Origin of the sequence: Kitasatospora sp. NPDC088134, from assembly GCF_044741705.1 — a bacterium.
Lineage (GTDB): Bacteria > Actinomycetota > Actinomycetes > Streptomycetales > Streptomycetaceae > Kitasatospora.
In genome coordinates this window covers 118,090-131,676 of the sequence record NZ_JBIUTD010000021.1, presented here as the reverse complement: position 1 = coordinate 131,676, position 13,587 = coordinate 118,090, and the positions used below count along the sequence as shown (strand labels likewise).

The 13,587-nt window shown below is 72.3% G+C and carries 15 protein-coding genes and 3 tRNA genes; 8 read left to right on the top strand and 10 right to left on the bottom strand.

The features are described from left to right. Positions 1 to 262 precede the first annotated feature (262 nt). From ACIOHG_RS27690 to ACIOHG_RS27675, 4 genes are all read right to left on the bottom strand, one after another. Positions 263 to 2,551 carry a DEAD/DEAH box helicase gene (locus ACIOHG_RS27690; RefSeq protein WP_400954423.1) on the bottom strand — a complete coding sequence of 763 codons (2,289 nt, stop codon included), beginning with the start codon at positions 2,549 to 2,551 and terminating at the stop codon, positions 263 to 265. A 236-nt stretch (positions 2,552 to 2,787) separates the two neighbouring features. After that, positions 2,788 to 3,294 (bottom strand): hypothetical protein, encoded by a 507-nt coding sequence (locus ACIOHG_RS27685; protein WP_400954422.1) that lies wholly within the window; start codon positions 3,292 to 3,294, stop codon positions 2,788 to 2,790. A gap of 120 nt (positions 3,295 to 3,414) precedes the next feature. After that, positions 3,415 to 3,774 carry a fluoride efflux transporter CrcB gene (gene crcB / locus ACIOHG_RS27680; RefSeq protein ID WP_400954420.1) on the bottom strand — a complete coding sequence of 120 codons (360 nt, stop codon included), beginning with the start codon at positions 3,772 to 3,774 and terminating at the stop codon, positions 3,415 to 3,417. Continuing rightward, the gene (locus ACIOHG_RS27675) at positions 3,771 to 4,217 is read right to left on the bottom strand and encodes a fluoride efflux transporter FluC (RefSeq protein ID WP_400954418.1); all 447 of its coding nucleotides are present in this window, start codon (positions 4,215 to 4,217) and stop codon (positions 3,771 to 3,773) included. Before ACIOHG_RS27675 ends, crcB begins: the two co-directional genes overlap by 4 nt. A 93-nt stretch (positions 4,218 to 4,310) precedes the next feature. On the opposite strand from ACIOHG_RS27675, the gene ACIOHG_RS27670 reads away from it, so the two are divergent. The 4 genes from ACIOHG_RS27670 to ACIOHG_RS27655 all read left to right on the top strand — a co-directional run bounded on the left by ACIOHG_RS27670 (position 4,311) and on the right by ACIOHG_RS27655 (position 5,062). Further along, positions 4,311 to 4,652 carry a metallopeptidase family protein gene (locus ACIOHG_RS27670; protein WP_400708103.1) on the top strand — a complete coding sequence of 114 codons (342 nt, stop codon included), beginning with the start codon at positions 4,311 to 4,313 and terminating at the stop codon, positions 4,650 to 4,652. 117 nt (positions 4,653 to 4,769) lie between these two features. Beyond that, positions 4,770 to 4,842 (top strand) — tRNA-Glu (locus ACIOHG_RS27665). A 42-nt stretch (positions 4,843 to 4,884) separates the two neighbouring features. Continuing rightward, positions 4,885 to 4,958, top strand: a tRNA-Asp gene (locus tag ACIOHG_RS27660). A 27-nt stretch (positions 4,959 to 4,985) separates the two neighbouring features. After that, a tRNA-Phe gene (locus tag ACIOHG_RS27655) sits at positions 4,986 to 5,062 on the top strand. Positions 5,063 to 5,188: 126 nt separating this feature from the next. On the opposite strand, the gene ACIOHG_RS27650 is transcribed toward ACIOHG_RS27655, so the two are convergent. The 4 genes from ACIOHG_RS27650 to ACIOHG_RS27635 all read right to left on the bottom strand — a co-directional run bounded on the left by ACIOHG_RS27650 (position 5,189) and on the right by ACIOHG_RS27635 (position 7,379). Beyond that, complete coding sequence (locus tag ACIOHG_RS27650) at positions 5,189 to 5,449, bottom strand: helix-turn-helix domain-containing protein (protein ID WP_400954416.1); 261 nt, start codon at positions 5,447 to 5,449, stop codon at positions 5,189 to 5,191. A 13-nt stretch (positions 5,450 to 5,462) separates the two neighbouring features. Further along, positions 5,463 to 5,798, bottom strand: coding sequence for a helix-turn-helix domain-containing protein (locus tag ACIOHG_RS27645; protein ID WP_400954414.1), 336 nt, complete (start codon positions 5,796 to 5,798; stop codon positions 5,463 to 5,465). After that, the gene (locus ACIOHG_RS27640; protein WP_400954412.1) at positions 5,795 to 6,172 is read right to left on the bottom strand and encodes a type II toxin-antitoxin system RelE/ParE family toxin; all 378 of its coding nucleotides are present in this window, start codon (positions 6,170 to 6,172) and stop codon (positions 5,795 to 5,797) included. The genes ACIOHG_RS27645 and ACIOHG_RS27640 overlap by 4 nt, the downstream gene beginning before the upstream one ends. A 73-nt stretch (positions 6,173 to 6,245) precedes the next feature. After that, a complete protein-coding gene (locus tag ACIOHG_RS27635; RefSeq protein ID WP_400954410.1) occupies positions 6,246 to 7,379 on the bottom strand; it encodes a hypothetical protein in 1,134 nt (377 codons plus the stop codon). Positions 7,380 to 7,668: 289 nt separating this feature from the next. Here ACIOHG_RS27635 and ACIOHG_RS27630 point away from each other — a divergent pair, with 289 nt between their 5' ends. Together ACIOHG_RS27630 and ACIOHG_RS27625 are read left to right on the top strand one after the other, a co-directional pair. Continuing rightward, positions 7,669 to 8,658 carry a plasmid pRiA4b ORF-3 family protein gene (locus ACIOHG_RS27630; RefSeq protein ID WP_400954408.1) on the top strand — a complete coding sequence of 330 codons (990 nt, stop codon included), beginning with the start codon at positions 7,669 to 7,671 and terminating at the stop codon, positions 8,656 to 8,658. Positions 8,659 to 8,866: 208 nt separating this feature from the next. Next, positions 8,867 to 9,025 (top strand): hypothetical protein, encoded by a 159-nt coding sequence (locus ACIOHG_RS27625; RefSeq protein WP_400954406.1) that lies wholly within the window; start codon positions 8,867 to 8,869, stop codon positions 9,023 to 9,025. 23 nt (positions 9,026 to 9,048) lie between these two features. Here the strand turns inward: ACIOHG_RS27625 and ACIOHG_RS27620 are convergent, their stop codons facing one another. Beyond that, entirely contained in the window at positions 9,049 to 9,807 is a 759-nt protein-coding gene (locus tag ACIOHG_RS27620; protein WP_400954404.1) for a TetR/AcrR family transcriptional regulator, read from the bottom strand. A gap of 107 nt (positions 9,808 to 9,914) precedes the next feature. Between ACIOHG_RS27620 and ACIOHG_RS27615 the strand changes: the two genes are divergently transcribed. Both ACIOHG_RS27615 and ACIOHG_RS27610 read left to right on the top strand, forming a co-directional pair. Then, positions 9,915 to 10,304 carry a VOC family protein gene (locus tag ACIOHG_RS27615; RefSeq protein WP_400954402.1) on the top strand — a complete coding sequence of 130 codons (390 nt, stop codon included), beginning with the start codon at positions 9,915 to 9,917 and terminating at the stop codon, positions 10,302 to 10,304. Between the two features lie 151 nt (positions 10,305 to 10,455). Beyond that, entirely contained in the window at positions 10,456 to 12,462 is a 2,007-nt protein-coding gene (locus ACIOHG_RS27610) for an N-acetylmuramoyl-L-alanine amidase (RefSeq protein ID WP_400954400.1), read from the top strand. Positions 12,463 to 12,520: 58 nt separating this feature from the next. On the opposite strand, the gene ACIOHG_RS27605 is transcribed toward ACIOHG_RS27610, so the two are convergent. Next, positions 12,521 to 13,549, bottom strand: a complete 1,029-nt coding sequence (locus ACIOHG_RS27605) for a glycosyltransferase family 2 protein (RefSeq protein ID WP_400954398.1) — start codon at positions 13,547 to 13,549, stop codon at positions 12,521 to 12,523. Positions 13,550 to 13,587 lie beyond the last annotated feature (38 nt).

The following is a 13,587-nucleotide window of genomic DNA, read 5'->3' as shown; positions in this document are numbered from 1 at the left end:
GGACGAAGCCGCTCCCACTGACCATCAGTCAGATCACCCCTACTCCCCATAGCCGCATCAACGACTCAACTGATCGGCAGGACACGGCCTAGCCCCCGACTCCCGCCCCCACCAACGGTTTTCGCCCCGCCCGGGCGGGCCGGGAGACGCGGGAGCGCCGGGAAACACGGGAGCGCCCGGAAACGCGGGAGCGCCCGGAAACGCGGGCGGGCCCGCCCCACGGAGTCGTGGAGCGGGCCCGGACCGGACTGCGGACGGAGCGTCAGTTCTTCCAGCGCGGCTTGCGGTCGTCGCGGTTGAAGCCGCCGCGGTCGTCACGGTTGAAACCGCCGCGCTCACGGTCGCCACCGAACGAACGACCACCACGGTCGTCACGGTTGAAGCCACCGCGCTCACGGTCGCCACCGAACGAACGACCACCACGGTCATCACGGTTGAAACCGCCACCCTGCGGGCGCGCACCACCGGCGCGGTGGTCCTCACGCCGCACGAACGGACGGCCACCGCCGGCCTGGCCGCGGTCCCGGTCACCGAAGGAACGGGCCGGACGGTCGCCACCGAACGAACGACCACCACGGTCATCGCGGTTGAAACCGCCACGCTCACGGTCGCCACCGAACGAACGACCACCACGGTCGTCACGGTTGAAACCGCCACGCTCACGGTCGCCACCGAACGAACGACCACCACGGTCGTCACGGTTGAAGCCACCGCGCTCACGGTCGCCACCGAACGAACGACCACCACGGTCGTCACGGTTGAAACCGCCACGCTCACGGTCGCCACCGAACGAACGACCACCACGGTCATCGCGGTTGAAGCCACCGCGCTCACGGTCGCCACCGAACGAACGACCACCACGGTCATCGCGGTTGAAACCGCCACGCTCGCCGCGGTCCCGGTTGTACGCCGGGCGCTCGGTGCGGGCCTCGCGGTAGGAGGGGGTGCGCTCCTCGGCCACCGGCTCGGCGGCCACGGCGACGGCGGCCTGCTCGGCCCCGGCCTCCGCGGTCTCCTCGGCGGCGGGCTCGACCTCGTCCTCGATGCCCAGCTCGGCGCGCTCGCGGGCGGCGCGGGCGGCCAGGCGGTCGGCCTCCTCGCGCAGCTCGGTGGCGCGGCGCTGGGCGCGCTCCAGCTCACGGGTGAGCTCGGCGACCTCGCGCTCGGCGGCGCCGGCGATGCCGGACGCGCTCTCGGCCTGCACCTCGACCAGCGAGCGGGCGCCGGTGATCCGGGCCACCTCGGCGTCGAAGGCGTGGTCGAGGATGTGGCGCGAGGCGTCCACGCCCGCGTCCTCCATCAGGCGGAACACGCCGCGGCGCTGGTGCGGCAGCACCAGAGTGACGACGGTGCCGGAGCGGCCGGCCCGGGCGGTGCGGCCGGAGCGGTGCAGGTAGTCCTTGTGGTCGCCGGCCGGGTCGACGTTCAGCACCAGGTCGATGCCGTCGACGTGGATGCCGCGGGCGGCGACGTCGGTGGCGACGACCACGTTGAGGTAGCCGTCCTTGAAGTCGCCGAGGACCCGGGTGCGGGCGCCCTGGGTCATGCCGCCGTGCAGCGCGTCGGCCTTCACACCGGACTCGACCAGCTGCTGGGCGACCCGGTCGGCGCCCATCTGGGTGCGGACGAAGATGATGGTGCGGCCCTTGCGGGCGGCGATCGCGCTGGTGATCGGCGCCTTGTCCTTGGGCTTCACGACCAGGATGTGGTGGGTCATGGTGGTGACCGCACCGGCCGACGGGTCGACCTCGTGGGTGACCGGGTTCTTCAGGTAGCGCTTGACCAGGCTGTCGATCTCGTTCTCCAGGGTGGCGGAGAACAGCAGGCGCTGGCCGCCGGCCGGCACCAGGTCGAGGATCTCGGTGACCTCGGGCAGGAAGCCCATGTCGGCCATCTGGTCGGCCTCGTCCAGGACGGCGATCTCGACCTCGTCCATCTTGGCGGAGCCGCGGTTGATCAGGTCGCGCAGGCGGCCGGGGGTGGCGACCAGCACGTCGACGCCGCGCTCCAGCGCGTAGATCTGGTTGGACATCGAGGTGCCGCCGCAGACCACCTTCAGGCGCAGGCCGAGCACCGAGCCGAACGGCTCCAGCGCGTCGGCGACCTGCATGGCCAGCTCGCGGGTCGGGACCAGGATCAGGCCGCGCGGGTGCTTGGCCTTGGTGCGCTCGCCGTCGGCGAGGCGGGTCAGCAGCGGGAGGCCGAAGCTCAGGGTCTTGCCGGAGCCGGTGCGGCCGCGGCCCAGCACGTCCTTGCCGGCCAGCGCGTCCGGGATGGTCGCGGCCTGGATCGGGAACGGGGTGGTGACGCCGCGCTTGGCGAGCGCCCGGACGACGTCCTCGTGCAGGCCCAGGTCACCGAAGGTGATGGTGGGCTCGGCGTCGGTGTCGTCGGCGCTGTCGGCAGCGTCGATGTCGGAGTCGGTGTCGAACTCGGCGTCGGCGTCGGTGAGCTCGGCGAGCTCCGCGTCCAGCGCGTCGGTGTCGAGGGTGTCGGCGGCGTCGGAGCCGTTCGCGGGCATGGCGAAGCGGGCGTCGTCAACGAGAGACATGCAAAACCTTCCGGAAGTGGCACGCGCCAAAGTCCGGGGGTCTGTTGAAAAACCGCCTCTATGCGGTCAGCCACGGATCGCCGGAACGCGCCAAGGGCGCTCAAAGGTGTATGAGGAGCGCCAGCCAAATAGGATCAAACGAACGATCTACCACCATAGGGGAACCTGGGGATCAGAGGCAAATCCCCTGGCCAGCGCCCTCGAACGAAGGTTTCCCCCGGCGCCCGGCGCGCGCCTCAGTGGCCGGTCGGGGAGTCGCTCGGCGCTCCCGTCCCGGAACCGCCCGGCGCGGTGGTCGGCGCGGTCGGGTGCGCGGGCGGCGTGGGGGCGGCCGTCGGGCTCGGGCTGCCCGCCCCGCCGCCGGCCGTCGGGCTGGGCGCGGCCGTCCCCGGACCGGTCGGGGTCGGCGCGGGCTCGCTGACCGGGGCCACCGGCACCTGCACCGGCGCGGCCGCCGGCGGGGTCGCCCCGGGCACCGGCACCGCGGGCGCGGGCGGCAGCCCGGGCGAGGCCCCGTCGACACTCAGGGTGCCGCCGTGCTCCAGGTGCTGGCCGCCCTGCCGGGCGCCGGCCCCGACGCCCGCCTTCGCCGCGGGCCCCGACGGCGACCCGGACGGCCGCAACTCGGCCGCTCCGGAGGGCGCGTCCGCCCCCACCGACATGCAGCCGCTCAGCCCGAACACGGCGAACGCCGCCATCACCGTCCCCGTCGCCATCCGCCGACGCGCCGATCCACCAGCCACGAGCCACCTCCCGCACGGCCCGCCGCGGGGCCGCCACCGTTCTCGGGTGCCCAACGCCCGGCGGCCCGGCCGGGACACGGGTAACCCGCGACTCGCCCCCGGACGGCCCCGGCCCGGCGCTCAGCCCCAGACCGCGCGCCCGAGCGCCGCGCCCGCGTACACCGCCGCCAGCCCGGCCCCCAGCGAGAGCGCGACGTTGCCCAACGCGGCGCCGCGCGAACCGTTCTGCGCCAGCCCCAGGGTCTCGAACGAGAAGGTCGAGTACGTGGTCAGCGCCCCGCACAGGCCGGTGCCGAGCAGCAGCCGGACGTCCGGCGGGGCGACCGCGGCGAGCAGGCCGAGCAGCGCGCAGCCGGACGCGTTGACCGTGAAGGTGCCCCACGGGAAGCCGAACCCGACCCGGGCGTGCACCGCCCGGTCCGTCAGGTACCGCAGCGGCGCGCCGACCGCCGCGCCGACCGCCACCAGCAGCCAGTTCACGCCCCGGCCCCCCGTCCGGCCCGGGGCGGCAGCACCGCCCGGGTGGCGCCCGCCGCCGCCCACACCGCGGCCATCGCGGCGAGCAGCGTCCCGCCCAGGTACAGCAGCCCCGTCCCGGGCCGCCCGTGGTCGAACAGCTGCCGGGTGTCGACGGCGTACGTCGAGAAGGTGGTGAACCCGCCGAGGACGCCGGTCGCCAGGAACGGCCGCAGCAGCGGGTGCGGCTGCCAGCGGCCCTCGGTGATCGCCACCAGCACCACCCCGATCAGCGCGCACCCGACGGTGTTGACCAGCAGCGTCGTCCACGGGAACGCGTCCGCCGGGGTCGGCCACAGCAGCCCGGCCGCGTACCGGGCGCCCGCCCCGAGCACCCCGCCGGCCGAGACGGCCGCCACCGTCCTTCCCTGGCCGCGCAGCACCGGCGGCCTCGGCTCCGTTCCCATGCCGCCCAGTCAAGCACCCGGCCGCCCGGCCGCCGCCACCGCCCGAACCATCTGGCGCCCCGTCAGCGGAACTCGGACAATGGGCGGGTGGAGATGACCAGGGACGAGTTCGAGGCGCTGGTGTCCGACGCGCTGGACCGCATTCCGCCGAAGCTGGCCGCGATGATGGACAACGTCGCGGTCTTCGTCGAGGACGAGCCCGACCCCGCCACCCCCGACCTGCTCGGCCTCTACGAGGGCATCCCGCTCACCGAGCGCGGCGAGTGGTACGCCGGCGTCCTCCCCGACCGGATCATGGTCTACATGGGCCCCACCCTCCGCCACTGCGCCACCCCCGAGGAGGCCGTCGAGGAGGTCCGGATCACCGTCATCCACGAAGTCGCCCACCACTTCGGCTTCGACGACGACGAACTCCACGACCTCGGCTGGTCCTGACCCGCACCCGCCCCGCCGCGCCGACCTCCGGAAACCGTTTTGGCGTTCCCGCCCGGCATCCCATATGCTTCTCGACGTCCCCGAACGCCGGATCACCCGGCCGGACGGGCCACCCAAGCCCTCATCGTCTAGTGGCCCAGGACGCCGCCCTTTCAAGGCGGTAGCACGGGTTCGAATCCCGTTGGGGGTACGCAGTACCGTAGTAAGGTCCTGTGTGGAGCAATCCACATGAGGTCCCGTGGAGCAGTTGGTTAGCTCGCCACCCTGTCAAGGTGGAGGTCGCGGGTTCAAGTCCCGTCGGGATCGCCCGTCTCGCAAGAGACGTTGCAGTACGGCCAGGTAGCTCAGTTGGTACGAGCGTCCGCCTGAAAAGCGGAAGGTCGCCGGTTCGACCCCGGCCCTGGCCACCAGCCTTTACCAGGCACGATGCCCTCGAAGCAGCTCGCTTCGGGGGCATTTTCGTGCTGTTTGACGCCAACGGTGCAGCGGACAGTCAGGTCTTCCGCGTCTTTGCCGCAACTCCACCGCCCCCACCGTCACACCGCGTCGGCGTGACGGTGGGGCACGAAGCGCATCGTCGTCCTTCCGTCCAGGGGGGCCAGCCGGATGTCGAGGTCCGCCTCCAACGCCTCGGCGAGCCGCGCCAGCAGGGGAAGGGTCGGGGTCGTGTCCCCCAGTTCCACGCGGGAGATGCCAGGCTGCGTCATGCCGGCCCGCCGGGCGAGTTCGGTCTGGGAGATCCCCAGTTGCCTTCGCCTGTCGCGCAGAGCGGCCGACAACTGCTGCCCGTAGTCCACGGCTTCCTCCCGGCTATGCGGCGCGAGCGGCGAAGCTGACGGCCGTGCCCGAGGTCGCCAGATGGACGTCCACGGACACCTCCAGAGCCGCGGCAATCCGGAGAAGCAGGTCGGACGTGACCGGGAGGACTCCACCGACCTCGATGTGTTCCACCTCGTCAGCGGTGCTACCGAGGCGAGCCGCCAGCTCGTCCTCGCTCAGGCCCAGCTGGGTACGCCGGTCGTAGACCAGCTGACCGAGCGCCATGGCCAGACGAATCTGCTCTCGCTCGGCGATGATCGCGGGGGGCTCGAACTCCCCGTGGACCGCGCGCTTGTCCCGAGCCAGCTGCCAGCGTGCGTGGTTCACCGTTCCTCCTCCGCCGTGTTGCGACTGTAGATCTCATGAGCTTCCGGATGCCCCGTCTCGCACACCAGCTTGGCAGCCTTGGCTCGCTTGACCTCCGCTTCCTCACGCATTCGGGTCTTGCGAAAGACAGTGAGCAGAACGATGCGGCGTCCAGGCGCCGGCCAGTAGCTGATCCGCACCGCGTTCCCGCTCAGGCCTAGGCGCAGTTCCCGCACCCCATCACCCAGGTTCCGCGAATGCGGCTCGTCGAGCGTGGTCGGGTACTCGGCAAGGAGATCAGCCTTCTCCTCGACCTGCCGATAGTGCTGCGGGGTGAGACTCGCAAGCCAGAGACGCACCTCCGGTTCCAGCTCGATGGAGTAGCGCTCACCCATACCAGCCACTGTATATCACGCAGATGGTATGGGCCGTCGGTTCGTTTCAAGCGCCCCGAGCATGCAGGTGGTGTCAGCCTCGCAGGGCCCGTTCGTCGAGCCGGCGCAGCAGGCCGGGCAGGTGCCGGTGCTGGTCGCGGAGCGCGGCCAGCCGCTGCCAGAACTCAGGGCCGCGTCCGACGTGGTCGCAGGCGTCCCGGAGCTCGACCAGGAGGGCCACGGCGACGTCGTAGCGGGCCGTCTGCTTACGCGCGACATGGTTCTCGACGTCGCGCCAGATCGCTTCCTCGTTGGTAGCCAGGGCGGTCAGCTTCTTGGCCCGTGCCTCGAATCGAACCCGCTCGGCACCCTGCTGGCGCTCGGTAGCCAGCGTGTGCGCAGCGTCCAGCAAGTCGGCGGCGGAGCGCTGCCCCGGCACGGTCGCGACAGGCGGCTCGCCGCGCAGGAGGCGCAAGAGTTCGGCTCCCAGCTGAGGCTCACCCCCCAGCGCGAGACGCAGTAGGAGGCCGTCCTTCTCCTTCTCGGGAAGCGCGGCGATCAGCGGTGCCAGCTCCTTCTTTCCGGGCCTCCTCCAAGGCTCTGGAGCGGGCGGGCTGGCTTGGGCGGCGACCGCGAGCAGGTCAGCGTCGACCCGCAGGAAGTCCGCGAGCGCTCGCTGCGGCGCGGTGAGCCGGTCGAGCCCAGCCGGGACGGGGGGCTCGACCACTTCCTGGTAAACCTCCTCGTCGTCGTCATGCAGCGCCCAGGCGCCGATGGCGGACAGCCACGCGAGGTACAGGGCGCGGTGATCCCCGGAAACCAACTCGGCCCGTACCCCGGCGATGGCACCGAGCGAGTCCTCGGCTCCCTCCTCCCAGTCCCCGCCCTCGTCCTCGCTGCGCAGGTCCAGGACGAGGTGGGTCTTGGTCGTCCACGCCTCGACGCACTCGTCGAAGCAGTACGGCTCCAGCGCCCGCAGCGGGAGCTTCCCCTTGGGCAAGCGCAGGATCACCTGATGGGTGCCCCAGTCGGTCAGGTAGAGGTGGGCGTCGTAGTACTGCTCCACCATTCGCCTGGGGTCGCCGCGGAAGTTTCCCCACTGGTACTCGTTGGTGAAGCTGGTCGCGGTGATCCGGGCTCGGGTGGACAGCACTCGCAGTTGCTCCTGCTCGTCGCTGGTCAGCGGCCGGTCGATCGCCAGGAACTCGTAGTACTGGTACTCACTCATCGCTGCGACCCTAGCGGGCCCTCGACCCCTGATGATGAAATCCGCCAAGCCCGAGGCAGACAGGAAGCGCTGATGGAACCCGAGTAGCCAGGCACCGTCGAGCAGGTCCGAGGTCTCGTCAGCTGGATCGGCGCGGGACGCAAGCTCACCCAGACGGGCAAGGTTACCCTCGCGGACGCGCGGGCCCTGGTCGCGCTTCTGGAGACCGGCGACACCATCCGACCCGGCCATCGGTGACAGGACCTTCAAGACCAAGTCCAGCCAGGAGCTGTATCACCTGAACCTGCTGGTGGAATGGGCCAAGGCGGCCCGGCTGCTGCGGGTCACCGGCGGCCGCCTGGTGCCCGTCAAGAAGAACGCGCGCGTACTGGAGGACCCCGCCGGGCTGCAGGCAGTGCTGACGAGCCTCTACTCCACGGACCTTCCGGTGCCGGAGCAGAAGCTGCGGACTGCGGTGTGGGAGGCACTGTCCGGGTTCTTCGTCCTCGACGACCTTCCCGAGGACCGCCTTCGCCTCCTGCGTCAGAGCAACGACCGCGACGTGGATCGCCTCCTCGCCACGCTCAAGGGCCTCGGGGCCGCCCGACAGACCGGCAAGTCCGTCGCTCTCCCCTCGGTCGGCCGTCAAGCCATGGCCCGGCTGCGCGGGGAGCCACGCCCTGGCGACCCGGTCTACCAGCTCCGCATCCAACTCGCCGATGTGGATCAGCCTGCGGTGTGGCGCCGCGTCCAGGTGCCGGCCGGTATCCGCCTCGACAACCTGCACCGGGTCATCCAGGCGGCGATGGGCTGGCAGAACTGCCACCTGCACGCGTTCAGCGTGAACGGCGTCGACTACGGGCGCCGCTCGTCCGAGCTCGACTTCGCCGACGAGACCACCGCGGGCCTGGACACTGTCGCCAAGGAGGGCGCACACCTCGATTACACCTACGACTTCGGCGACTCGTGGGATCACCGCATCACTGTGGAACACCGGACAGCAGCCGAGGCGGGCCGGCACTATCCCGCCTGCGTGGACGGAGCGGGAGCCTGCCCACCCGAGGACTGCGGCGGCCCGGGCGGGTACGAAGAACTCAAGCAGACCCTCCACGACTCCGCCCACCCGGAGCACGAGGACCTGCTGCGCCGGCTCGGTCTCGACTCAGCAGCCGACTTCGACCCAGCCCACTTCGACCTGCGCGAAACCAACCGGCAACTGCGCGCTCTCAGGCGGCGAGCGGGGTCGGATCCCGTGACTCCGGTTGACGCCAACGCTGACGCCAACCGCCGTGCACCGTGACGTCCGTAGCCGCACCTCTACGGACGCCAGAACTGCTCAGAACAGGACGTATCGACGCCCCGGTTTGGCCTGAGAAGCGGAAGGTCGCCGGTTCGACCCCGGCCCTGGCCACCGCAGTGAAGAAGCCCCGGAGCACCGGCTCCGGGGCTTCTTCGCGTTCCCGGCCACGCTGAGGCTGCCGTCCGGCGCCGTGAGGTGGCAGCCGCCGATGAACCCCGAGCGCTTCGCCCTCCTCGAGGAGGTCCGCCGGAGTCGGCCGGACGGCACCGGGTACCACCGTCGGGAGGACGTCGAGTTCGGCGAGGGCCTGCCCGTTCCCGGACCGTTCGGCTTTGAGCTGGACACTGCCGGTCTGCTGCCCTACTGATCCCTCGAATCCCTGGAAGAGAGTCAGGGGTCGATGAGGGCGGCGAGGCCGTCGAGGGTACGGGCGAGGCCGAAGGTGTAGGCGTGGTCCGGGTGGTAGGCGGCGCTGTGGGCCTCGCCGGCGGCGGCGCCGACGCGGGTGGCGGTGGGGTAGCGGGCGGGGTCGAGGACCCGGGCGAGGAGTTCGGCGTTGGCGGACCACCAGTCGGCGTCGCTCATCGCGGAGTCCTGCTGCGCGGCGCGCTCGTCGGCGGCCATCCGGGCGCAGGTGTGGACGAAGCCGAGCAGGTGGGTGAGGGCGGCGTCGAGCTGGAGGTCGTCGAGGCCGGTGCCTTCCAGGGCGCGCAGCTCGTACTCGTACTTGGCCATCAGGCCGGGGCCGAGCGGGGGCCGGGAGGTGGGGACGGCGGTGGTCCAGGGGTGGGCGGCGTACAGGGCCCGGTTGTCGTCGGCGACGGCGGTGGCGCGGGCGCGCCAGTCGGAGCCGGCCGGGGTGCTGCGGGGCATCTCGGCGTAGAGGGTGTCGAGCATCAGGTCGAGCAGTTCGGCCTTGCCGGGGACGTACGTGTAGAGGGCCATCGGAGAGAGGCCGAGTTCCTGGGCGAGGCGTCGCATGGTGAGCGCGTCGAGGCCCTCGGCGTCGGCGATCCGGATGGCGGTGGCGGCGATGTCGGTGGTGGAGTGCGCCTGCCGGGGGCCGCGGCGGCCGGTGCCGGTGGGGACGCCCCAGAGCAGGGCGAGGGTCTGGGCCGGGTCGCCCGCGCTGCTCCGGTTGCTGGCCATGGCGGGATTCTTCCACGGCGGAATCACCCTGGCCAGAATCTCCGTACTTTGTATAGTGTACGCCGTACAGAGATAAGTCGGACCGTCCGCAACCCCGAAGGAGTCCCGTGAAGATCAACCGATCCGCCGTCTCGCTGACCGTCGAGGACGTCGACGCCTCCGCCGCCTTCTTCACCGAGCACCTCGGCTTCGCGCCGGAGCTGGCCGCCGACGGCTTCGTCTCGCTCGGCCACCCGACCGCCGGGGTGAACGTGGTCCTGCTGCGCCGCGGCCTGGAGGTGCTGCCCGAGGGCTTCCGCGACCAGCGCGCCGCGGGGGTGGTGCTGGCGTTCACGGTGGACGACGCCGCTGCCGAGCAGGACCGGCTCCGGGCCGCCGGGGTGCCGATCACCATGCCGCTGCTGGACGAGCCGTGGGGCGAGCGGCTGTTCCAGGTCACCGACCCGAACGGGGTGGTGGTCCAGTTCGTGCAGTGGCTGAGCACCGAAGGAGGCTGACGGACCGACACCCCCGCCGCCGCCCGCCGCCGGTCCACCGGCCGGGCGCCCCCGGGTGTTAGCGTCGCCGACGCCACCGTCCCGGACCTGCCGCGCCGGGCCCCGCCCACGTCCACGCCCACGCCCACGTCCACCGGCAGGGGGCTCTCCGTTGCCAGGCACTCTCCGCTCCGTCGTCGCCCTGGCCGCCGCGACGGTGCTGACCACCGTCCCGGCGGCTGCGGCCCCGGCCCCGGCCGCGCCCGCCGAACGGTCGTTGCAGCGTCAGTTCCACTCGGCCGCCGCCGAGTTCCACGTCCCGGAGGGGCTGCTGCTGGCGCTGTCGTACCAGCAGACCCGCTGGGACAGCCACCACGGTGAGCCGAGCACCACCGGCAACTACAACGTGATGGGCCTGACCCAGGTCGACGTCCGGGCCGTCCGGGCCGCACTCGCCGCCGGCCCCGGCCCGGAGGCCGGGAACGCGCGGGACGACGATCGCCCCGCCCGGCCGGTGCGGACCGTCGAGGACGGCCCCGAACTGCACACCCTGGACGCGGCGGCGCAACTGCTCGGCCGCCCGGCCGCAGACCTCAGGACGGACCCGGCGCAGAGCATCCGGGGCGGCGCGGCCCTGCTGGCCCGGTACCAGCGGGAGTCCGGCCCGCCCGGGTCCGCCGATCCGGCCGACTGGTACGCGGCGGTGGCACGCTTCGGCAACCCGGGCGCCACCTCGGGGTCCACCTCACCCGCCGGCCCGAAGACCGCCCCGAAAACCGCCCCGAAGACCGACCCGAAGACCGGCCCGCCCGCCAGCCCGTTCGCCGACCGGGTGTTCGACACCCTCCGCACCGGCGCGGACCGCCGCACGGCGGAGGGCCGGACGGTGCACCTGTCGCCCGCCTCGCACACCCCCACCCGGTCCACGGCGGGAACAGCTGCGGGCGGCCCGGCGGAGTGCCCGCCCGAGCTGGGCTGCGACTTCCGCCCGGCGGCGTACGCGCTGACCGACCCGAGCGACCCGGGCTCGTACGGGAACTACACGTGGGCGAACCGGCCGGGTGACGGGCAGCAGATCCAGTACATCGTCGTCCACGACACCGAGGGCGGCTTCGAGGGGACGATCGAGACCTTCCGGAACCCGGCCGCGCAGGCGAGCGCGCACTACCTCGTGCGGTCCTCGGACGGGCACGTGACCCAGCTGGTGAACGACCGCCACATCGCCTGGCACGCGGGCAACAAGACGGTCAACATGCACAGCATCGGCGTCGAGCACGAGGGCTACGCGTTCCCCTCGGACCGGCCGACCTGGTACTCGGAGCAGCTGTACCGGTCGTCCGCGGCGCTGGTGCGCCACCTCGCCGACCGGTACGGCGTCCCGCTGGACCGGGAGCACATCCTCGGGCACGACGACGTGCCGGGTCCGGTGCAGGCGAACGTCGCGGGGATGCACTGGGACCCGGGCACCTTCTGGGACTGGTCGCACTACCTGGAGCTGCTGGGCGCTCCGCTGCGCACGGTGCCGACGGCCGGCCGGCCCGCCGTCGGCGGCACGGTCACCGTCGCGCCGGCCTTCGACGCCACCAACGAGCCGCCCGTGAACGGCACTGCCGACCGGCCGGAGAACTTCGTCTACCTGCGCACCCGGCCGGACCCGGACGCGCCGCTGATCAACGGCGGTTCGCAGAACGCCGCGGACTGGACGGACAAGGCGGTCGCGGGCGCGCACTACGTGGTGGCCGACGTCTCCGGCGAGTGGACGGCGATCTGGTACGACGGGCAGCGCGCCTGGTTCCACAACCCCTCGGGGCGGTCCGCGGTGCCGGACACCCGGCCGGGGCGGACCCTGCTGACCCCGCGCGCGGGGCTGTCCTCGATCCCGGTGTACGGCCGCTCCTACCCGGAGCCGACGGCCTACCGGCCCCACCCGGCGATCACCCCGCAGCCGGTCCAGCCGCTGTCGGCGAGCGTCCCGGCGGGGCAGTCGTACGTGGCGCTGTCCGCCCTGCCGGTCCGCTCGGACTACTACTACGCGCGGAACATCGACGGCAGCGCCCCGGACGACCGGACGCTGGTGGTGGGCTGCGACGCGTACTTCCCGATCCGCTACAACCACCGGCTGGCGTACCTCAGGTCCTCGGACGTGGACGGCGGTCCGGCCGCGCCGAGCTGCACCTGACCGCGCCCGGCCGAACCGACCGCGCCCGGCCGAAGCGGCCGAACCGACCGCGCCCGGGTCAGCGGCGCAGCGCCTTGCGGGTGTTGCGGACCCGGCGGTGCACGCGCTGGACGTTGGCCAGGGCGTTCACCCGGCCGGCCAGGGTGAGGCGGTACTTGAGGCGCAGGAAGCTCGGGAGGCCGTCGATCCGCTCGGTGCCGATGGCGTCGAGCAGCCGGGTGACGTGCTGCCGGTAGGCGTCCCGGTAGGCCCGGTCGCCGTCGGGGACGGTCCAGAAGAACATCGGGAGTTCCTCGACCAGGGTGTTGCGGTCGTAGGCCCGCAGGTACTCGCGGTAGACCGGGTCGGGCTGTTCGAGCAGCCAGGCGCGGACGAGTTCGATGGAGCGGACGCGGTCGACGAGTCCGCGCGGGTCGGTGCGGCGCTGGGTGATGGAGCGGTCGCCGTCCTCGCGGATGCGCCAGTGGTAGATCGGTTCGGAGAGGACGTCGACCCGCTCGGCGAGGAAGTGGTGCGGGACGCTGACGGGGGCGTCCTCGTACAGGATGCCCTCGGGGTACTCCAGGCCGGCGGCGGCGTAGAAGGAGCGCCGGTAGACCTTGTTCCAGGCGGTGCGGTCGGTGACCAGCGCGGGGAGTTCGCTGATGTGGGTGCGCAGCCGGGTCTCGGCGAACGGGCGCAGGTGGACGTGCGAGGGTTCGAGTCCGGCGGTGCGCAGCCGCAGCACGTTGCCGGCCGCGAAGTCGGAGCCGGTCGCGTCCAGGGTGTCGATCATCAGCCGGTAGGCGCCGGGCGGGACGACGTCGTCGCTGTCGACGAAGGCCAGGTACTCGGTGCCGTCGGCGAGGTGGCGGACGCCGGTGTTGCGGGCGGCGCCGAGGCCCTGGTTGTGCTGCCGGACCAGCCGGAACCGGGGGTCCTTGGCGGCGTAGGCGGCGGCGAGTTCGGCGCTGGTGTCGGTGGAGCCGTCGTCGACCATGACGCATTCGAGGTCGTCGAAGGTCTGGGCGGCGATCGAGTCCAGGCACTCGACGAGGTAGCGCTCGACGTTGTAGACGGGGACGACGACGGAGAGGCGGGGGGCCATCGGCTGCGCGGGGCCTTTCGGGCGGGGCGCCCGGTGCG

Bases quoted from the DNA above. Each gene is read 5' to 3' on its own strand.
- ACIOHG_RS27670 (WP_400708103.1), top strand. From the start codon at position 4,311: ATGACCAGGGACGAGTTCGAGGCGCTGGTGTCCGACGCGCTGGACCGC.
- ACIOHG_RS27620 (WP_400954404.1), bottom strand. From the start codon at position 9,807: ATGGCCAGCAACCGGAGCAGCGCGGGCGACCCGGCCCAGACCCTCGCC.
- ACIOHG_RS27605 (WP_400954398.1), bottom strand. From the start codon at position 13,549: ATGGCCCCCCGCCTCTCCGTCGTCGTCCCCGTCTACAACGTCGAGCGC.
- ACIOHG_RS27675 (WP_400954418.1), bottom strand. From the start codon at position 4,217: ATGGGAACGGAGCCGAGGCCGCCGGTGCTGCGCGGCCAGGGAAGGACG.
- ACIOHG_RS27690 (WP_400954423.1), bottom strand. From the start codon at position 2,551: ATGTCTCTCGTTGACGACGCCCGCTTCGCCATGCCCGCGAACGGCTCC.
- ACIOHG_RS27640 (WP_400954412.1), bottom strand. From the start codon at position 6,172: ATGGGTGAGCGCTACTCCATCGAGCTGGAACCGGAGGTGCGTCTCTGG.
- ACIOHG_RS27635 (WP_400954410.1), bottom strand. From the start codon at position 7,379: ATGAGTGAGTACCAGTACTACGAGTTCCTGGCGATCGACCGGCCGCTG.
- ACIOHG_RS27625 (WP_400954406.1), top strand. From the start codon at position 8,867: ATGAACCCCGAGCGCTTCGCCCTCCTCGAGGAGGTCCGCCGGAGTCGG.